Origin of the sequence: Gracilibacillus oryzae (assembly GCF_009498735.1) — a bacterium.
Lineage (GTDB): Bacteria > Bacillota > Bacilli > Bacillales > Amphibacillaceae > Gracilibacillus > Gracilibacillus oryzae.
Map to the genome: position 1 here is coordinate 80297 of NZ_ML762427.1, position 15637 is coordinate 95933.

Annotated in this window: 15 protein-coding genes; 8 read left to right on the forward strand and 7 right to left on the reverse strand. The window is 38.9% G+C overall.

The window, feature by feature from the left end; all coding sequences use genetic code 11:
* Positions 1 to 20: 20 nt before the first annotated feature.
* From ectA to F9U64_RS07305, 4 genes are all read left to right on the forward strand, one after another.
* Positions 21 to 548 (forward strand): diaminobutyrate acetyltransferase, encoded by a 528-nt coding sequence (ectA, locus tag F9U64_RS07290; RefSeq protein WP_228275615.1) that lies wholly within the window; start codon positions 21 to 23, stop codon positions 546 to 548.
* A 97-nt stretch (positions 549 to 645) separates the two neighbouring features.
* A complete protein-coding gene (ectB, locus tag F9U64_RS07295; protein WP_153402353.1) occupies positions 646 to 1914 on the forward strand; it encodes a diaminobutyrate--2-oxoglutarate transaminase in 1269 nt (422 codons plus the stop codon).
* 70 nt (positions 1915 to 1984) lie between these two features.
* Positions 1985 to 2371 (forward strand): ectoine synthase, encoded by a 387-nt coding sequence (locus F9U64_RS07300; protein ID WP_153402354.1) that lies wholly within the window; start codon positions 1985 to 1987, stop codon positions 2369 to 2371.
* Positions 2372 to 2506: 135 nt separating this feature from the next.
* Positions 2507 to 2932: a YueI family protein gene (locus tag F9U64_RS07305; RefSeq protein ID WP_153402355.1), complete on the forward strand. Its 426-nt coding sequence runs from the start codon at positions 2507 to 2509 to the stop codon at positions 2930 to 2932.
* Between the two features lie 45 nt (positions 2933 to 2977).
* Here the strand turns inward: F9U64_RS07305 and F9U64_RS07310 are convergent, their stop codons facing one another.
* The 5 genes from F9U64_RS07310 to ilvD all read right to left on the reverse strand — a co-directional run bounded on the left by F9U64_RS07310 (position 2978) and on the right by ilvD (position 9576).
* A complete protein-coding gene (locus F9U64_RS07310; protein WP_153402356.1) occupies positions 2978 to 4165 on the reverse strand; it encodes an aminotransferase-like domain-containing protein in 1188 nt (395 codons plus the stop codon).
* Between the two features lie 146 nt (positions 4166 to 4311).
* Complete coding sequence (locus F9U64_RS07315) at positions 4312 to 5106, reverse strand: ABC transporter ATP-binding protein (protein WP_153402357.1); 795 nt, start codon at positions 5104 to 5106, stop codon at positions 4312 to 4314.
* Complete coding sequence (locus F9U64_RS07320; RefSeq protein ID WP_153402358.1) at positions 5099 to 6088, reverse strand: ABC transporter permease; 990 nt, start codon at positions 6086 to 6088, stop codon at positions 5099 to 5101. Before F9U64_RS07320 ends, F9U64_RS07315 begins: the two co-directional genes overlap by 8 nt.
* A gap of 136 nt (positions 6089 to 6224) precedes the next feature.
* Positions 6225 to 7292, reverse strand: a complete 1068-nt coding sequence (locus tag F9U64_RS07325) for an ABC transporter substrate-binding protein (RefSeq protein ID WP_153402359.1) — start codon at positions 7290 to 7292, stop codon at positions 6225 to 6227.
* 592 nt (positions 7293 to 7884) lie between these two features.
* Positions 7885 to 9576, reverse strand: coding sequence for a dihydroxy-acid dehydratase (gene ilvD, locus F9U64_RS07330; RefSeq protein WP_153402360.1), 1692 nt, complete (start codon positions 9574 to 9576; stop codon positions 7885 to 7887).
* Between the two features lie 185 nt (positions 9577 to 9761).
* Here ilvD and F9U64_RS07335 point away from each other — a divergent pair, with 185 nt between their 5' ends.
* A complete protein-coding gene (locus F9U64_RS07335; RefSeq protein ID WP_153402361.1) occupies positions 9762 to 10313 on the forward strand; it encodes a M15 family metallopeptidase in 552 nt (183 codons plus the stop codon).
* Between the two features lie 83 nt (positions 10314 to 10396).
* Here the strand turns inward: F9U64_RS07335 and F9U64_RS07340 are convergent, their stop codons facing one another.
* Positions 10397 to 11401 carry an NAD(P)/FAD-dependent oxidoreductase gene (locus tag F9U64_RS07340; protein ID WP_153402362.1) on the reverse strand — a complete coding sequence of 335 codons (1005 nt, stop codon included), beginning with the start codon at positions 11399 to 11401 and terminating at the stop codon, positions 10397 to 10399.
* 15 nt (positions 11402 to 11416) lie between these two features.
* Positions 11417 to 12445: a type 2 isopentenyl-diphosphate Delta-isomerase gene (gene fni, locus F9U64_RS07345; RefSeq protein ID WP_153402363.1), complete on the reverse strand. Its 1029-nt coding sequence runs from the start codon at positions 12443 to 12445 to the stop codon at positions 11417 to 11419.
* 87 nt (positions 12446 to 12532) lie between these two features.
* Here fni and pepT point away from each other — a divergent pair, with 87 nt between their 5' ends.
* The 3 genes from pepT to F9U64_RS22885 form a co-directional block, all read left to right on the forward strand.
* The gene (gene pepT, locus F9U64_RS07350; RefSeq protein WP_153402364.1) at positions 12533 to 13765 is read left to right on the forward strand and encodes a peptidase T; all 1233 of its coding nucleotides are present in this window, start codon (positions 12533 to 12535) and stop codon (positions 13763 to 13765) included.
* 239 nt (positions 13766 to 14004) lie between these two features.
* Positions 14005 to 14841 (forward strand): TetR/AcrR family transcriptional regulator, encoded by an 837-nt coding sequence (locus F9U64_RS07355; RefSeq protein ID WP_194287304.1) that lies wholly within the window; start codon positions 14005 to 14007, stop codon positions 14839 to 14841.
* The coding region (locus tag F9U64_RS22885; protein ID WP_228275616.1) for an MFS transporter at positions 14838 to 15637 on the forward strand (800 nt) is incomplete at its 3' end. The genes F9U64_RS07355 and F9U64_RS22885, both read left to right, overlap by 4 nt.

Here is a 15637-nt window from a genome sequence, read left to right on the forward strand (position 1 = left end):
GACACGGGAGATTACCAAATGTGAAAGGAGTAATTGTGATTAATACACATAATAAACAAGCTCCAGAACTGGAAGCAGTACTGAGTCATCCTGCAAAAGAAGACGGAGCAGCGATGTGGGAATTAGTAACCAAATCCACATTGGATACCAATTCTTCATATAAATACATTTTAATGTCTGAATATTTCAATGAGACATGTGTTGTAGCAAAACAAAATAACCAAGTGGTTGGTTTTATCACCGCATTTATCCCTCCGAAAAAGCAGGATGCCATATTTATTTGGCAAGTGGGAGTGGATGCTTCACAAAGAGGCAAAGGAATTGCATCTAAAATGCTCCATTTTTTATTAAAAAGCAAGGCATGTAAAGATGTTTCTTTTGTAGAGGCAACCATCACACCATCTAATCGTGCTTCACAATCACTATTTCAAAAATTAGCGCGAGATTTCAATACCGAAATCCGATCATGCGAGTTCTTCACAGAAGATGTGTTTCCAGGTGAAGATCATGAAGAAGAGTTAAAGTTTATTGTGGGCCCTCTTGCATGACATAATAACTGAATATTCATAATTTTCAGTTATTATGAATCAGCCCCTATTACAATGATTACCATTAATTTACCATATATATTAGGAGGAAGAATTAATGTCTAAAAATATCGATATTATTAATCAATACGAATCTGTTGTGCGCAGCTATGTACGAAACTTCCCTACTGTGTTTACAAAAGCAAAGAAGCATAAAATGTGGGACGAGGACGGAAAGGAATATTTAGATTTCTTTTCTGGTGCAGGCGCATTGAATTACGGACACAACGATGACCATATGAAGCAAAAGCTTGTAGATTACATTATGAATGATGGTATTACTCATTCATTAGACATGGCATCAACTGCGAAAGCTGACTTTTTGCAAAAATTCCAGGATGTTATTCTTAAACCACGTGATTTAGATTATAAAGTGATGTTCCCCGGACCAACTGGAACAAACACTGTAGAAAGTGCTTTGAAATTAGCACGTAAAGTAACAGGACGCACGGATATTATCAGTTTTACTGGCGGGTTCCACGGAATGACAATTGGATCGTTATCTGTAACAGGTAATTCCATGAAACGCCAGGGTGCCGGTATTCCATTACAGAATACAGTAACAATGGCTTATGATAATTATGTTGACCATGACACACTTGTTTATCTTGAACGTTTCCTTGAAGATAATGGAAGTGGTGTGGCAATCCCGGCTGCAATGATCGTAGAAACGGTACAAGGTGAAGGTGGTATTAATGCTGCTCGATTTGAATGGCTTCGTAAAGTCGAAGAAATCTGCCGCCGCTGGGGTATTCTGTTAATTATCGATGATGTCCAGGCAGGTATTGGCCGTACTGGTACATTCTTCAGTTTTGAAGCTGCTGGTATTCAACCTGATATTGTATGTTTATCCAAATCATTAAGTGGTTATGGCTTGCCGCTTGCTGTAACTCTCATTAAACCTGAGTTAGATATCTGGAAACCAGGTGAGCATAATGGAACATTCCGTGGAAATAACCACGCATTCATTACGGCAACAGCAGCACTTGATTTCTGGAAAGATGATTCCTTTGAGAAAGAAATCCATCAAAAATCTGAAATTATGTACTCTTTCCTGCAAAAAATCGTTGCAGACTATCCTGAAATTAAAGGAGAAGTGCGCGGTCGCGGATTTATGGTTGGTATTGCTTCAGAAGTGGAAGGATTAGCAGAGAAAGTTACAGCTAAATGCTTTGAATATGGTCTGATTATGGAAACTGCCGGACCAAACGACGAAGTATTTAAACTGTTCCCTGCTCTCAATATTCCAAAAGAAGATCTGGTAAAGGGATTAGAAATCATTGAAGAAAGTGTGAAAAATCTAGTAAAGGATCCAGTAGCTAATTAATTCAGGTTACTTTTTTCCAACTAGGTTTTAAATAGATAAAGTTAATATACCAGAGGAGGACGATTTAGACATGAAAGTAGTAAAATTACAAGATATTTTAGGTACAGAGCATGATGTAGATGGAGGTAACTGGGTTAGCCGCCGTCTAATCAATAAAGACGTTGGTATGGGTTACTCTGTCAACGATACGATTATTAAAGCAGGGACCGAAACACATATCTGGTATAAGAATCACCTGGAAACAGTTTACTGTATCGAAGGTGAAGGCGAAGTCGTTACACTAAGCGATAATAAAGTATGGCCTATTGCAAAAGATACGCTTTATGCATTAGATAAAAATGATGAGCATTTATTGCGTGCAAAGACAGATATGCGTATGGTTTGTGTATTTAACCCGCCATTATCAGGCAAGGAAGTACATGATGAAAATGGTGTATATCCTGTAGATGAGGATTAATATTTCAATTATCCCCCATAATTGATTGATATAACATTTCTTATCCAAAAAACTCCCTTTTTAATTGGGGAGTTTTTTATTTTGGCATATAATAAGTAAATACGAGACAACTAATTTTCAAATGAGGTGTATTATATGAGTAATAAAAATATTGATGATTATATTCAAGAAGGGATTTACGGGCCAAAAGAAACAAATCCTGATGAACGTAGAGTTTTTCTTGGATCACTTAGAGAAAGAGTTATTCTTGTGCTGAAACAATCAGAGGTTCGCGGCGAGAAAGGATTAAACGAATTAGAAAAAGAGATGAAAAATTATCCGAACGCTAAGCTGTTAATTAATGGCGATATGAACTTTCGCTTTTTTAAGCCATACCGTGAACTTGCCAGAAATGCGAATATTACTTATACTTCTGTAAATGACCAAGAATCAACCACGGAATATGGTTTAGTGCTGACAATGGACCATGCCATCGATAAAGAGGACATCTTTTTACATGAGAATAAAACAAAGGAAGAGAAACAGGAGAAAAAAAGCTGGTGGCAAAAACTGTTCGGTTGATAACGAAGGAAAACAAAGAGCCATTGCAGCTCTCTGTTTTACCAATTAGATATACTCATTTGCTGACTCTAATACCTTTACTAATTTCTCCATTCCTTCTCTAATTAAATTAGGTGAAGAATTGGTGAAGTTCAGCCTTAATGTATTTTGTTCTGGATCAGATACATAAAATGGCGCACCTGGGACGAAGGCTACCCCTTCTTTCACCGCCACATCCAATAATGTGGTTGTATTGATTGATTCAGGTAAGGTTACCCAAAAAAACATCCCGCCTTTTGGCTCAATATATTCTAAACCTTCCAGCTCTACTGTATCTAATAATTCTTTCATTACAAGCATTCGTTCCAAGTAAGTTTCTCTTATTGTTTGAATATGGGCATCAATATCAAAATCATTCAGCAGGTGAACTAATGCATGCTGGCTAATGGAATTAGTATGCAAATCTGTAGCCTGCTTTGCCTGAGCCATTATCCGGATAATCTGATGCGGGCCAACGATCCAGCCAATTCTCATTGCGGGGACAACGGTTTTTGAGAATGTGCTTGTATATAAGACGATATCATTTTCATCTAGTGAAGCTATCGATGGCGGAGCAGCCGCCTGATCAAATTGCAATTCCCCATATGGATCATCCTCAAAGATTACAACATGATGTTTATTTGCTAATTCTAACAGTTTTAGCCGGCGTTCCAATGACCACACTTTCCCTGTCGGATTTGAGTATGTCGGGACAACATAAATGCATTTTGGCTTCAGCTTAATTATCTTTTCTTCCAGATCTGAAATAACCATACCGTCATCATCTGATTCAACTGCAACAACATTCGCTTCATATGACTCAAATACTTGCAGTGCTGCTAAATATGTTGGATTTTCTGCTAAAATGATATCTCCCTTATTAAACATCACTCTTGAAAACAGATCAATGGCTTGCTGGCTTCCAGAAGTAATGAGTATGTCTTCTGCATTTCTTGTTAATCCTTTTTTTTCCATTCTTTCCGCTAAAGCATTTCTCAATGCAGCTACGCCTTCTGTTTCTCCATATTGTAATGCTTTATTATTACTTGTTATCGCTTTATGAAAGGCTTTATCTACAGCTTCGGTTGGAAACAGACTCTCTTCAGGCAGACCGCCCGCAAAAGAAATGATGTTCCCTTGATTAATTACTTTCAAGATATCTCTTACCGCTGAAGACTTCAGATGTTTTACCTTTTCAGAAAATCCATATTTCAATTCATTCATCCCCCTTAAAAAAATAACTAAAAATTCTGAATATTATATTTTTAGAAAAATCATTTCGCTCATCTTTTAGTAACGAATGACGAGTAATGTGTTAGAAAAGACAGTTACTTATTAATAAGTAACTGTCTCCCACACTACTATCCAAGCACCGCTCTGTCGCTCTCCATTTGTTTCCCGCGAATACGTTGGAATTCCTGTAATAATTTTTCGATTGTTAATGCCTGTTTTTCCTCGCCTGACACTTCCAGGATAATTTGACCTTTATCCATCATGATCAAACGATTGCCAAGATCTAAGGCTTGCTGCATGTTATGTGTTACCATTAATGTCGTTAAACCGAATTGATCCACAACTTCACCTGTTAAGTTTGTAATCAATTCTGCTCTTGATGGATCCAATGCAGCAGTATGTTCATCTAATAATAGAATATTCGGCTCTGTGAAAGTCGCCATTAATAAAGATAATGCTTGCCTTTCCCCACCTGAAAGCATACCGACTTTAGCATTCAGCCGATTTTCCAGTCCTAAATGAAGTGTTTCTAAATGTTCTTTAAAGATCGTTTTTCTTTTTTTCCCGACACCCATCTTTAAGGAACGTTTTTTATTCCGTGAATAAGCCATTGCTAAGTTCTCTTCAATTGTCATGGTTGGTGCTGTACCTGCCATCGGATCCTGGAAAACCCTGCCGATATACCGTGAGCGTTTGTATTCCGGAAGCATTGTTACATCATTATTATCTATGGTAACCGATCCGATATCCGGCTTTAATGAACCTGATATCATGTTCATTAATGTAGATTTACCTGCACCATTACTTCCGATAACTGTAACAAAGTCACCTTTTTTTAAATGAAGGTTAATATCCTGCAATGCGTTCTTCTCATCTAATGTACCTTCATTAAAGGTAATCGATATATTCTTCATATTAAGCATGATTAGCCTCCTCTCTGCTGGCTAACATGGCTCGTTTTTTCTTCTTCCGAGTTGCCTCTTTTCTTGCTGCGATAATTTTTGGTGTAATTAATGCGGCGATAACGATAATTGCTGTAATTAATTTCGTGTCCCCAGCTTCAAGGAAGTCAATTTTAAGTGCCAATGTCAGCACAATCCGATAGACAATTGCCCCACCAATTACAGCCAGTGTGGTTCTTGCAATCGTCTTCGTTCCGAAAATAGCTTCACCGATAATAACAGAAGCAAGGCCGATTACAATCATTCCAATTCCCATACCAATATCAGTAAACCCGCCATATTGAGCAATCAATGCACCAGATAAATCGACCAATGCATTTGAAATTCCCAAACCGACAATTGTTAAGGTATCTGTATTAGCAGAGAAACTGCGGATCATTTTTTCATTATCACCTGTAGCTCTTAATGCCAATCCTACTTCTGTTTTCAGGAAATAATCTGTTAGAAACTTAATTGCCAATGTAACGATTATCATAATAATTGCAACTGACCATGTTGAAGGTACATTCTCTACTCCTAAAGCAGATAACATATTGTTCAAGGCAGTATCAATTCCTAAAGAACCCCACCATCCTTCCATTTGTCTGAAGATAGTCGGTTCATTAAGCAGCGCCACATTTGATTTACCCATAATCCTTAAATTGATAGAATATAAGGCAATCATCATTAATATACCAGATAATAGTGGGTTGATCTTTCCTTTCGTATTCAAAATACCTGTAATCATTCCTGCAATAAAGCCAGCTACAAACGCATAGAAAGTAGCCAGAACTGGCGGTACTCCATTAACAATCGATATGGCAGCAACAGCACCACCTGTTACAAAACTGCCGTCTACTGTTAAATCAGGAAAATCTAAAATACGAAACGAAAGATAGACCCCTAAAGCCATCAGCGCATAAATAATACCTGCTTCAAAGGCGCTGAATATGGAAATAAACATCTTTATCTTCCTTTCTGTTCTGCTAGAAAACTCTATATTTTCTTTTACTATATATCACAAAGTTTGTTTTTAAAAGCTATTTTTTGAGAAAACCTCGACATGAATGATCTCAATCCAATGTCGAGGTTATATTTTTCTATTCTGCTGGTTCGACTAGCTCTGCTTCTTCTTCCCAAGCAGCATCCCACTCGACACCTTGTGCTTCGGCAGCAGATTTATTCAGATAAAAATCTAGATTTGGCGGGTTTTCTACAGGGAAGTCTGCAGGTGTTTTTTCACCTGTTAAAATCTCTACCGCCATTTCTCCCGTACGGTAACCAATATCATAATACAAGAAACCATATGCAGCGAATCCGCCACGTGCTACTGAATCAGGTTCTCCAACAATTAATGGAATATCCTGCTCCTCCGCTACACCTACAACTGTTTCAAGCGCTGAAACAACAGTATTATCTGTAACAATATATATCACATCAGCTTCACCAACTAATGAAGTCGCTGCTTGTTGCACTTCTGAGGAATTACCAACAGTTGCTTCTGCTAAACTTAAGCTTGTTCCATCAATTGCTTCTTTAACAGCCTCAATCTGTGCTACTGAGTTTGCTTCCCCAGCATCGTAAATAACACCAACAGTCGAGCCTTCGAAATTATTTTCAATGAATTCAATCGTATTGGTAATAGCCTCTGGATGCAAATCAATAACACCTGTAATGTTTCCGCCAGGCTGTTCATTTGATTCTACTAAACCTGCATCAACTGCATTTGTTACAGATGTGAATAAAATCGGGATATCACTTGTTGCTTGTAATACACTTTGCGCACTCGGTGTGGAGTTAGCAAAAATTAAATCAACACCATCAGCAACAAAGTTATTCGCAATCGTAATGGCATTGTTTTGGTCATCTTGTGCATTTTCAAACTTATATTCGACATTTAGTCCGGCATCTTTAATTGCAGCCTGAAAACCTTCATAGGCAGCATCCAAAGAAGGGTGTTCCACAATCTGAGTTGCACCGATTACATATGTTTCATCAGAAGCAGCTTCTTCGCCATTACCTTCTTCCTGCGAAGATTCCTGCTCAGCAGCATTCTCGCCTGAAGAGTCACTATTTGTATCCTCTTCATTGCCTTCTGAGCCACATGCAGCCAGGACAGCTACACTAAGAAATGCTACTAATAATAGCCATAGCCCTTTTCTCTTCATTTCTTTTCCCCCATTTTCTAAAAATTTAGTAAATTCAAGATATTTAGATTTCATTATAGCATAGGTTCCTTGTTATCGGTATATTTTATTACTATATTACTAGATTGAAATAATTGGGATAACCAGTATCACATCAGGCTTTCGCTTTTAAAATTGTCCATACTGAAATCCGGACTTTGAATCTGTCCGGATTATTTGCTTTCTGTATATGAGATCTATCATCCTCTACTTAATGCCAGGCTTCCTGCTTTGGAAGAGAGACCTGTATGGAATAAATGATCGTGCCTAAAATTACCTCAAATGATACTGTCTTTACATGATGAAATTCGATCTACTTATTGGTTTAGAGAACCCTAAAAAGCTGGGGGAAAATGCGAGACTCCTATGGGAACAGCACGAGCTGAAAATCCACTTGGTAAAGTGAGCTTCTTTACCAAGTTAGTTGAAGCCGTGCCCATGGAAAGCGAGTATTTTTCCCCAGCGGCAAACTAGCACTATCTACATTAGTACATTAGTGAATGACGTCCTTGTGTATATATTTTCCGGTTTTTAGACTAACTATTTTTGTTATGTCTCAGCCTACTTTTTTAAATTATATATCTTTTCTATTAATAAAATCTGTCACGGCACCTTGTGATGAGCAAGAAACGTTATGGGCATACTTACCTAGCACACCGCGTTTATAAAGCTCAGGCGCTGTCCAGTCAGCACGGCGTTTGTCCAGTTCTTCGTCAGAAACTTCCATAGAAATTTCTTTCAAATCAGAATCGATTGTAACAATATCGCCTTCCTGTAATAAGGCTATCGGGCCGCCAGTTTGTGCTTCTGGTGAAATATGGCCAACAACAAGTCCATGTGTACCACCAGAGAAACGGCCGTCCGTAAGTAAAGCTACTTTCTGGCCCAGTCCTTTACCGACAAGGATAGCAGAAATAGAAAGCATTTCCGGCATACCTGGTCCGCCTTTTGGTCCTACATAGCGGATTACTAGTACATCGCCTTCTTTAATTTCATTGTTCATTACAGCTTCTGTCGCTTCTTCCTCTGTATTAAATACACGCGCAGGTCCTGTATGGCGTTTTACTTTTACACCAGATACTTTCGCAACAGCACCTGTTGGTGAAAGGTTCCCTTTTAATACAACAAGCGGACCATTTTCACGGTATGGGTTGCTGAATGGGCGAATAATATCCTGTTCTTCCGTTAATACAGGAGCATCGGCATAATTTTCCGCAATCGTTTTACCAGTAACCGTTAAGCAATCTCCATGTAAGTAACCATTATCAAGTAATAAACGCATAACAGCAGGAACCCCGCCGATTTTGAACAGGTCTTCCATTACATATTTACCACTTGGCTTCAAGTCAGCTAAGTGTGGCACTTTTGCCTGCAGGCGATTAAAATCATCCATTGTGACATCAACTTGGGCTGCATTGGCAATGGCAAGCAGGTGAAGCACAGCGTTTGTTGAGCCACCTAATGCCATTACTGCTGTAATCGCATTTTCAAATGCTTTCTTTGTTAAAATATCTTTCGGGTAAATGCCTTGCTCTAATAAATGATAAACAGCTTCTCCTGCTTTACGGCAATCTTCAAATTTCTCAGGAGACTCAGCTGGATTAGAAGAGCTTCCCGGTAAACTCATACCAAGTGCTTCCACTGCAGTTGCCATTGTATTGGCAGTATACATACCGCCACATGAGCCAGCTCCCGGACATGCAGCACACTCAATTCCTCTTAATTCTTCATCATCAATATCACCATTATTATGTTTACCAACGCCTTCAAAAACAGAAACAATGTCCAGTTTCTGGCCGTTGCGGTAACCTGGTGCAATGGTTCCGCCATATACAAAAACAGCTGGAACATCTGAGCGAGCAATAGAAATTAAACAGCCAGGGATGTTCTTATCACAGCCGCCGATTGCTACATATGCATCAAGATTTTCTGCTCCCACTACTGTTTCAATCGAATCCGCAATAACATCCCGACTCGGCAATGAATAGCGCATCCCAGATGTACCCATTGAAATACCATCAGATACAGTGATCGTATTAAAGATCATCGGTACACCACCAGCTGCTCTGGCACCATCTTTTGCATTTATAGCTAAATCATCTAAGTGCACGTTACAAGGAGTAACCTCGCTCCATGTACTTGCTATCCCAATCATCGGTTTTTTGAAATCCTCATCTGTTACACCTACTGCGCGAAGCATCGCACGGTTTGGTGCACGTTTAGAATCATCGAACACATGACTTTTGATACGTAAATCTTTCCCCATTCCACTTTGCCTCCCTAATCTTTTTGAAAAACACAGCTAAAGCTCATTCTTTCCTGAAATGTTACAATATATAATAGGATGTAACTTTAGTTGAGAAATTCAGACATATCTCTTCTCAATAATGATATGGTACCACATATTTTTTATCTACGAAATGCTCCTGGTATAATTGAAAGGAGAAAGTTATGAAAATTCACACAATTCTCGTATTATTATTATTAATTGCTGTGATTGTCTTTGGTTTATACAAATACAACCAGTATCAAGAATATATAAGCAGACCGATGCCAACGAATCTTCATCCATTAGTGGAAGATGCGAGGGATCAGCTTATTGATGAAGCAGAAAAAATCGGAATCTCCATTCTGATTACAGATGGATTTCGGTCTTCCGAGGAGCAGGAAGCAATTTATGCTAAGGGACGCACAACAGAAGGCAGCATTGTAACATATGCCAAAGCTGGAGAGTCTTATCATAATTATGGACTAGCGATAGACTTCGCCATCCAGCCGAACCCAGGCGAAGCGATCTGGGATATGGAATATGACGGAAATAATAATGGGGAAAGTGATTGGATGGAAGTAGTAGCAATCGCCAAATCTTTAGGCTTCAGCTGGGGTGGGGACTTTTCCCAGTTCAAAGATTATCCCCACCTTCAAATGAATTTTGGATTAAGTATCCGCGAATTAAAGATGGGGAAACGGCCAAGAGATGTTATCGATAATAAGAATCTTTGATCAGTGGAGTTTTTTTATTAGCGTTACTTATCAGGCTGCTTCTCGTCTGTTGTCCCACATCCTTTCACACGTGAAGTAGCGGATTACAGACGTTTACCGCGCTGATAGATGACAGTACTGTATAATTGCTCTGTCGCTTTGGGATTGATTAACATATGAGCATGGTTAACAGCAGTAATTGCTTCTGTATATCCTGATGCAATTAAGGTCGTTTTCCCTGGATACTGGACAATGTCACCAGCAGCGAATATCCCTTCTACATTCGTTTTCATAAAGTGATCAACTGAAATTCTTCCTTTCGCTGTTGAAATGCCCCATGTCTCAAAAGGAGCTGCCTGCAATTCCAAGCCATGATAGGTAAGGAGCTTGTCTGCTTCCACTGTTTTCTCTTGGCCATTGTTATGAAGAAATGTGATTTTTTCTAACTCCTTATTAACTGTCAGAAAGTTCGTGATCTTGACATTATAATATACTTCAATGCCAGCCTCTTGTAGCTTAGCTAATTCCTCTTGCTTCGCTTGCAGGAAGGTATCATGGGAATTCAGGATCACTATATTTGATGCGATCTCCTGTAAATTAATGGCCCATCCAATCCCTACCTTACTATTAGAAGCAATAACCACTTTCTTGTCTTGATAGCTGCTTCGATCCATCAGGGAAGTCGGGACACTTGCTTTAAATCTGGAATCTGGGATCTCTGCCCATTCATCAGGTCTTCTTGTATGAAAAGTTCCTGTTCCTGTTGCAAGCATTACTGTTTCGGCTGATAACTTCTTTCCTTTTGCAGTCATGAGTTGAAACTTATCATTTGTTTTCTCAATCTGTTCGACAAAGTCACCAACCAGTATTTCAGGTTCATGTCTGTTTGCCTGTTCAATCATTTGATCAACTAGTGTTTCACCAGTTATTTCGGGAAAGCCACCAACATCATAAATCAGTTTTTCAGGCAAAAACTGCATCACTTTTCCGCCTAATTGTTCCTGAGCTTCTATTAATACCACTTTCATCTGACGCATTGTTGCATAATAAGCAGCGAACAGCCCAGTAGTTCCACCACCGATAATGGCCAGATCAAATTTCTCTCCCATTGTCCCCATCCTCTTCTAAATATTTTTCAAACGATTGGTTGCCTTTAATGCTTGTATATTCCTTGCACCAATACCGAACATTGCCATTTGTAATTCCAGTTCCCGTATTTCCATCCATTCTAAAACAGCGTCAATTGAGGTAATTGCATCTTTTAACACACCTCGCGCAAATCCCGCATGACTTGCACCTAAAGCAATCGCTTTCGCCGCATCTACTCCTGTACGGATACCGCCGCTTGCGAGTTTTTTCTGATTTGGCACAGCTTGTCCCACATCAACCAGACATTCTGCTGTTGGATTTCCCCAGCCAGCAAAAGCTTCTGCAGCCTGTTTTTTGATTTTTTCGTTTGATCTTAGTTTCTCTATCTGACTCCAGGAGGTTCCTCCAGCACCTGCTACATCAATAAATGCTATCCCGGCCTCTGTCAGTTTCTTTGCAACCGAACCATCAATACCAAAGCCAACCTCTTTCACACCTACAGGGACAGACAATCGATGCACAAGTTCCTCTATCTTAGGCAACAAACAGGAAAAATTAGTGTCGCCTCCTGGCTGTATAATCTCTTGAATTGTGTTTAAGTGTAACACAAAGGCATCGGCCTCTGTCCACTCTAATATTTGCAAGCAATGATCGATTGTCATCCCATAATTCAGCTGCACTGCTCCGATATTTGCAATCACAGGAATCGATGGGGCATAACGCTTAATTTGAAAGGATGACCGGTATTTTTCACTTTCGACCATGACTCTTGTTGAACCAAGCGCAAAGATCCATCCCCTCTCCTCTGCCGCTGTAGCCAGATGACGATTAATCGTCTCAGCCAGCTCTGCTCCGCCAGTCATTGAACTGATAAGGAATGGCGTTTTTAATGAATGGTCAAAAAATGAAGTGGCAAGATCTATTTCTTCAAAATCAAGCTCAGGCAGGGCGTTATGAATAAACCGATACTTGTCGAACCCATTGGTTATCCCTTTTCCTAAAGCTTCTTCTTTCAAACTAAGTTCAATATGCTCACTCTTCCTTTTATGAATAGAATCTGTCATTATAATCTCCTTTTAGTAATAATATGAGTAAATATGATACTATCTATAATAAGTAATTTTCATCATAATATAAAGGAATGAGTATAATTGAAAGAACAAATTATCGAACGGTTTACACGTTATGTAAAAATGAATACACAGTCAAACGAAAACAATCCTGAATGCCCATCTACTGAAGAACAGTGGGAATTAGCCCATTTATTAGTTGAAGAGTTAAAGCAAATCGGGATGCAAGATGTAACAATCGATGAGAATGCTTATGTGATGGCAACATTGCCAAGTAATACGGAAAAAGATTTACCGACGATCGGATTTTTGGCACATATGGATACAGCTACAGACTTTACTGGAGATGGAGTAAAACCACAGGTTATCGATCATTATCCTGGCGGGGATATCCTTTTAAATGAAGCCAAACAAATTACGCTATCTCCAAGTGAATTTCCCGAACTTGAGAACTATAAAGGACAAACTATCATCACAACAGATGGCACCACATTACTCGGTGCAGATAATAAAGCAGGAATTGCTGAAATTATGACAGCAATGGAATATTTAATTCAACATCCGGAGATCCCGCACGGAACGATTCGTGTTGCTTTTACACCTGATGAGGAAATCGGCAGAGGACCGCATAAATTCGATGTTGCCGCATTTGGTGCAGACTTTGCCTATACGATTGATGGAGGACCAATTGGTGAACTGCAATATGAGAGCTTTAATGCTGCTGCAGCAAAAATAACGGTAAAAGGAAACAATGTTCATCCTGGAACAGCGAAAGGGAAAATGATTCATGCATTGAAATTAGCCATGCACATACATGGACAATTACCAGCAGACCAGGCACCAGAACATACCGAAGAATACGAAGGCTTTTATCACCTGCTTTCATTAGAAGGAGACGTGGAACAAGCCAAGCTGTACTATATTATCAGAGACCATAACAGAGAGAAATTCGAACAGAAAAAACAATACATTCAATCATTAGTTGATGAGATAAATAAAACATATACGAATGCAGCAACACTCGAAATGAAAGATCAATATTACAACATGGCGGAAAAAATTGAACCAGTCAAACATATTGTCGATTTAGCGTATGAAGCAATGGAAGCAGTTGGTGTCACACCACAAGTGAAACCGATCCGCGGCGGTACAGACGGCTCCCAATTATCCTTTATGGGCTTGCCTACTCCTAACATATTTACTGGCGGCGAGAACTTTCACGGCAAATACGAATATGTGTCAGTTGACCATATGTTAAAAGCAGTGGATACCATTGTAAAAATAGCAGAATTACAAACAAAGAAATCTTCTTAAATAAACAAAAGTAGTACAGACCAAGTCAATGGTTTGTGCTACTTTTTTTCTTGTTGAAAGTCCTCTCTACTTTATTCAAAAGCCAGGAAATTGATCGCTACTATTGCATGATGAACTGATTTTCAATCTTTATAAATTCTTAACGAAGATATTGTTGACTTATCAATCGCCCTGCCGTAAAATAATCCACTGACCAATAAGTCATTTTTTTATACCAAGTGGTCATGAGGGGTGAAAAGTTGAACAAAAAAACTGAAATCACAAAAGCAGCATTGGAACTATTTGCAAAAAAAGGTTTCAGCGAAACATCTGTACAGGAAATTGCAGATACTGTGAAAATTTCCAAGGGTAGTTTTTATAAATACTTCTCCTCCAAACGAGCACTGATGCTTGATTTACTGGAAGAATACCATCTTAAAATCATGGACCGGATGAATGAATACGATTGGGCCAAAGAAACATCCAATCAGTCATTAGTAACCTATATTGAACTGGAAATCAAAGCATGGGTGGAACATCAGTCTTTCTTCTATGTATTATTCAAAGAGTTTCCACCAAAGTGTGATGTGGAGATTACAGAGCGGATTGAAAAACTTCATCAGACAACTATTACGAATCACCGGGAAGTTTTTTCCCATATTTATGGTGAAAGATTAGAAAGCTATATCTCAGACCTTGTGCTTCTATTAGAAGGGATATTGAGAGAATCGATTACGCAAATCATCATCCATAAACAGCAAGATATCTCACCTGCCAGTATAGCCAGATGGATCAGTCATCATATCAATGTCATTATTCAGCATATGGAAGAAAAAGAACCATTGTTGCAATACAACAGACAAGACAGTATTCCTGAATTGATTCAGGATGTTAAGGATCTAATTTCAAGACTGGCCATTTCTTCAGAAAAAACGAAGTATAATGAAACAATTACATTAATAGAATCAGAGTGGAAGAAAACTGACAGCAATCCCGTTTTAATGGAAGCATTATTACATTACTTAAAGAAGCATAAAGACTTAAAAATAAAAATATGGCAATTAGAACAATTGCTGCTACAGGAGGATGAATCATGAACCAGCAAAAGAATATAGAAGAAGTAAGACGGGTACCAATGGTAGCAGTCATGCTGATCGGTGCTTTTGTAGGTATATTAAATGAAACATTATTAGCAACAGCACTGCCCAGTATAATGGAAGACTTTAATATTCACGAAACACAAGTGCAATGGCTAACGACAGCCTTTTTATTAACAAACGGGGTTATGATCCCTATCTCCGCTTTTTTAATTGAGCGATTTACAACAAGACAATTGTTTATCACCGCCCTTAGCATCTTTGGTTTAGGTACATTAGTTGCCTCTGTCTCACACAGCTTTGAATTGCTGTTAGCTGCAAGGGTGATCCAGGCATCAGGTTCAGGAATTATGCTTCCACTAATGATGACAGTAATGCTTGCGATATTCCCTGTGGAAAGACGTGGAGCAGCTATGGGTATGGCGGGTATCGTTATCTCCTTTGCTCCGGCAATCGGACCGACACTTTCCGGATGGTTACTCGAATTCTTCCCATGGAGAGGATTATTCTACGTCGTATTACCAATCGTTATTATTGCGATTATTGTCGCTGCAATCTTTGTTAAAAATGTTACAAAACAAACCTTCCCGAAAATTGATATTATATCCATATTATTATCTTCTTTCGGTTTCGGTGGATTGCTTTACGGATTCAGCAGTATTGGTGGACATGGACCAGGAGAAGTTTCCTCTGGCATTAATGGCACAGCTATCGCCATTATCGTTAGTGGGGCGATAATTTTAACACTGTTTATTATTCGCCAAATGAAAATCAAGAAACCAATGCTTGAATTCCG

Bases quoted from the DNA above. Each gene is read 5' to 3' on its own strand.
- ectB (WP_153402353.1), top strand. From the start codon at position 646: ATGTCTAAAAATATCGATATTATTAATCAATACGAATCTGTTGTGCGC.
- F9U64_RS07300 (WP_153402354.1), top strand. From the start codon at position 1,985: ATGAAAGTAGTAAAATTACAAGATATTTTAGGTACAGAGCATGATGTA.
- F9U64_RS07305 (WP_153402355.1), top strand. From the start codon at position 2,507: ATGAGTAATAAAAATATTGATGATTATATTCAAGAAGGGATTTACGGG.
- F9U64_RS07315 (WP_153402357.1), bottom strand. From the start codon at position 5,106: ATGCTTAATATGAAGAATATATCGATTACCTTTAATGAAGGTACATTA.
- F9U64_RS07320 (WP_153402358.1), bottom strand. From the start codon at position 6,088: ATGTTTATTTCCATATTCAGCGCCTTTGAAGCAGGTATTATTTATGCG.
- F9U64_RS07325 (WP_153402359.1), bottom strand. From the start codon at position 7,292: ATGAAGAGAAAAGGGCTATGGCTATTATTAGTAGCATTTCTTAGTGTA.
- ilvD (WP_153402360.1), bottom strand. From the start codon at position 9,576: ATGGGGAAAGATTTACGTATCAAAAGTCATGTGTTCGATGATTCTAAA.
- F9U64_RS07335 (WP_153402361.1), top strand. From the start codon at position 9,762: ATGAAAATTCACACAATTCTCGTATTATTATTATTAATTGCTGTGATT.
- F9U64_RS07340 (WP_153402362.1), bottom strand. From the start codon at position 11,401: ATGGGAGAGAAATTTGATCTGGCCATTATCGGTGGTGGAACTACTGGG.
- fni (WP_153402363.1), bottom strand. From the start codon at position 12,445: ATGACAGATTCTATTCATAAAAGGAAGAGTGAGCATATTGAACTTAGT.